The organism is Deinococcus cellulosilyticus NBRC 106333 = KACC 11606 (assembly GCF_007990775.1).
GTDB lineage: Bacteria > Deinococcota > Deinococci > Deinococcales > Deinococcaceae > Deinococcus_C > Deinococcus_C cellulosilyticus.
The window spans coordinates 1-3,981 of the sequence record NZ_BJXB01000070.1 but is presented as its reverse complement, the minus strand read 5'-3'; the positions used below and the strand labels follow the sequence as shown (position 1 = coordinate 3,981).

General features: G+C 53.2%; 3 protein-coding genes. 2 read left to right on the top strand and 1 reads right to left on the bottom strand.

What is annotated here, in order from left to right; all coding sequences use genetic code 11:
• Positions 1–109 precede the first annotated feature (109 nt).
• Positions 110–3,127 carry a Tn3 family transposase gene (locus tag DC3_RS28630; protein WP_146892203.1) on the top strand — a complete coding sequence of 1,006 codons (3,018 nt, stop codon included), beginning with the start codon at positions 110–112 and terminating at the stop codon, positions 3,125–3,127.
• A gap of 10 nt (positions 3,128–3,137) precedes the next feature.
• Here DC3_RS28630 and DC3_RS28625 read toward each other — a convergent pair whose 3' ends face one another.
• A complete protein-coding gene (locus tag DC3_RS28625; RefSeq protein WP_146892200.1) occupies positions 3,138–3,704 on the bottom strand; it encodes a hypothetical protein in 567 nt (188 codons plus the stop codon).
• Positions 3,705–3,721: 17 nt separating this feature from the next.
• Here DC3_RS28625 and DC3_RS29645 point away from each other — a divergent pair.
• Positions 3,722–3,981 (top strand): hypothetical protein (locus DC3_RS29645; protein WP_222594853.1); only part of this gene is annotated, 260 nt, incomplete at its 3' end.

Here is a 3,981-nt window from a genome sequence, read left to right as displayed (position 1 = left end):
GGATCTCCACAACCAGTCGTGACAAAAAGCACGCTAAGACCCCACTGAAAATCAGAATAATATCGATCTGAACGAAGAAAAATCCAAATGAACGCCTATACTCAAAAGCATGTCCTTTGAGTTCTTACGCCAGGAACACCTCCAAAAATACGGCCAATATCATCAGGAACCTACTCCAGAACAGCTAAAATCGTTTTTCAAACTTGACGGCAAGGACCGGGATTTCCTCCAGAAGCGCCGCAGACCTGCCAACAAGCTTGGTGTTGCTCTCCAACTTTGCACACTGCGCTATCTCGGCACGTTCCTTACCGATCCCATGACAGCTCCCGAGGTGGTCCTCAAAGTCCTGGGCAGACAGTTGGGCATCAAAAATCCCCGTCAGGTCCTACAAGACTACGCCAGACGACCACAAACCCACCGAGAACACTACCCCCTGATCGAAGAACACCTGGGTTACCACGGTTTCCAAGGCAAAGAAGTCATCCACCTCGCCCGCTGGCTTTACGCCACCCTCAGCATTAAAGATGAGCGCCCCATCGTGCTTTTTGATCAGGCCATTGAGGTGTTGAGAAAACGTCAGGTGGCCTTACCAGGTGCCACCGTGCTGGCCCGCATGATCGTTAAATTCCGTGAGCACCACAGCACCTTGCTGTTTCATACCCTCGCCCGAAGGCTCACGTCAGAACAAAAAGGTCAACTGGCGGACTTGCTGGTCATCCCAGGCAGACAGCGCAAAACACCGCTAGAGTTGCTGAGAACCCCGATTGTCACCGACACCCCAAGTGCTCTCGTGGCTGCCCTGGAAAGAGTGACGACCATCCAGGACTACAAAATGTCAAAGGTGGACACCAGTGATATTCCGTCCCTTAAACTGGAGAGGATGGCCCGGCATGCCCTGCAGAACTGGGTGGGTGGCATTGCCAAATTAAGCGAGCCCAGACGTTATGCCACCCTGCTGGCGGTGATGCAGCACCTGGAGAAAACCTCCGTGGATGACGCGCTGGACGTCTTTGATGCGGTCATGGGGACCCTACAAATCAAAGGGAAAAACAAAAGACGTAAGGAAAGGTTTCGCACCCTCAAGGACCTCGACCAGTCTTCGCAAGTGCTAGCTGAAGTGGTGGACTTCGTGCTGGACGACAATATTCTGGATATTGAGCTGAGAAGCGTCATTTACAAGTACCTTCAGGAAAGCCAGATCAAAGCTGCCAGGGAGCAAGTCAGGGAGTTGACCAGCCCAGTGGCCAGTGAGGAGATTGAAGCCTGGAGTTATGTGACTGCTCAGGTCGAGCGCTTCTTGAAACCGCTGATCCAGACGGTTAAATTTGATGCCATTGATGCGGCAAAACCCATTCTGGCTGCCCTGCGCTTTTACGGCAAGAAGTACCGCCGGAAGAGCCAGAACTGGAAAACGGCCCCCAGAGACTTCGTGCCCCTGGAGTGGAAGTCTCTGGTGATGCCCAGAAACAAGGACATCGATCCGCACCAATACGCCGTGTGTCTGGCCCACGAGTTGCAGATCGCTTTGAAGAAGCGTGAAATCTTTGTGCCCGGCAGCCCCCGTTACGGTGACCCCAGAGCACAGTTGCTGGACCTGGACCACTGGGCAGCCATCAAAGAGGACCTGTGTCGCACGATGGAACTGCCCACCGATCCACACGAGGAATTGCAAGCCTTGCAGGAGGAGTTAGATCAGGCGTTTCTTTCGGTCAACCGTCAGCTTGAAGGCAACGCCACCTTACGCATTGAGGAACGAGAGGGTATCCCCACCCCGATCATCACTCCACTGGAAGCCCTGGAAGTCCCAGAGAGCTTGAAAGGGCTGACCACCCAAGTAGAACGCAGATTGCCCGAGGTGGACCTGTCTGAAATGCTGCTGGAAATCCAGAGCCACACAGAGTTCTGCACCGATTTCACCCATGTCAGTGACGGCAAAGAACGCCTGCCGGATCTAGCAAAGTCGGTTTGTGCCGTTCTGGTCGCACAGGCATGCAACATTGGTCTGAAGGCCGTAGCAAAACCGGGTGATCCAGCCCTGTCGATTGGGCGTCTTTCTTGGGTCCAGCAGCACTATGTGAGGGCAGAAACCCTCACCAAAGCCAATGCCAGACTGGTGAATTTTCATTCGACTTTGCCTCTTGCCCAGGTGTGGGGCGAAGGGGAAGTGGCATCTGCGGATGGAATCCGCTTTGTGGTGCCCATGAAGACCATCCATGCCCGTTTCAACCGCAAGTATTTTGGTCGCAAGCCTGGATTTACCTGGTACAACTTCACCAGCAACCAGTATTCTGGCTTTCATGGCATGGTGGTTCCTGGAACGCTCAGGGACTCTTTGTTCTTGCTGGGTGGTCTTCTGGAGCAGCAAACCAGTTTGCAGCCGAAGGAAATCATGACGGATACGCATGGCTACACGGACATGATTTTTGGGCTGTTTCACCTGATGGGCTACCAGTTCTCCCCGCGACTTGCGGATGTGGGAGGCAGTCGGTTTTGGCGGATGGGCACCGAAGTGGACTACGGGGCTTTGCAAGACGTAGCCCGCAGCAAGGTCAAAATGCATGTCATTGCAGAGAACTGGGACGATTTGCTGCGTCTGGCAGGGTCTTTAAAGTTAAATTCAGTCCGGGCTGTGGATGTCATGAAAGTGCTGACCCGTGGGAACAACACCCCGACTGCATTGGGCAAGGCTGTCTCTGAGTTGGGCCGCATTATCAAAACGCTCTACCTGTTAAATTATGTTGCAGACGAGGATTATCGCCGCAGAATCCTGCTGCAACTCAATCGGGGCGAAGGGCGGCACCGGGTGGCCCGCTGGGTGTGCCACGGCAACAAAGGGGAAATCAAGCAAAAATATAAGGAGGGGATGGAAGATCAGATGGGTGCCCTGGGTCTGGTGCTCAACATCATCGTGCTGTGGAATACCCGCTACATGTCGGCCATTCTGGACTGGTTGGATGTGGTGGATGAAAAGCCTGACCTGGAAGACGTCAAAAGGATTTCCCCTTTGCGTTTTCAGCACATCAATGTGCTGGGCCGCTACCACTTTGAACTGCCAGAAGACGTCAAATACGGCGGCATGCGTCCGTTGAAAGACCCAGAAGCCCTGGAAGTCTTCGAGGAATGGTGAACAGGCTTCGTTAGCTTGCTGGATGACCTTCCAGGCATTGACGCACCTGGTAAACACAGTCTCCGGGCTCAAAATCATCGGCGTAAGGGTCAATCCAGACCCCCTTAAGCTTGCATTGGATCAACAGGTCCTGAAATTCCTGCGCTGTATGGCCCACCTGGGCTGACTTGCGATGAATACTGTGGCACTGCACCACCAGGTTCGGCGTTTCAAAGTACAGGTCAAATTTGTGGTGATCGATCCACCAGCCATAATGGGGCTTCAGGTCCGCGAAGGAACGTTCCAGAAGTCTGAGAATGGTGCGTTCCATGGGAAGAATATCGTGCAGAGGGTCAGGGATGAGCCCTGCTTGCTGGAGGGCATCAAGCAACTGTTGCTGATGCTGAATGTGGATGGCAGGTCTGAGGCGTCCTTTGCGGCCATCGCGCATGGTGAATTGCTTGAGGGTGTGGTCTGGAAGTTGAAGCTTAGGGTCATGGTGGAGTTTCCGCCAGATTTTGCCAGGGTGAGTGATCCCGAGGCTTTTCAGCAGGTCGTAAATGGAAATGTAGTTGTGCTCATCGTGGAAGGGGAGCATGCTTCAGGATAAACCACGTGAAGATGGCCAAAGGGAAAGTCCTAAGCGGCAAGACTAAATTTGCCGTTCCAACCGAGATTTCGTTTCGCAACTTGGGAGTTTCTGTTCTTGATGTGGTCAGTTCAGAGGAGGCCAATCCGGGCAGGTCGTTCAAAGGGTCCAATTCCTTGCTGGGAAATTCGGTAAGAAAAGGGTCATTTGTTTTTGCTGCACATTGTTTTTTGGATTCTCAGATGGGTCTTAGCGTGCTTTTTGTCACGACTGGTTGTGGAGGTCC

Coding starts and splice junctions, on each gene's coding strand:
- DC3_RS28630 (WP_146892203.1), top strand. CDS start 110: ATGTCCTTTGAGTTCTTACGCCAGGAACACCTCCAAAAATACGGCCAA.
- DC3_RS28625 (WP_146892200.1), bottom strand. CDS start 3,704: ATGCTCCCCTTCCACGATGAGCACAACTACATTTCCATTTACGACCTG.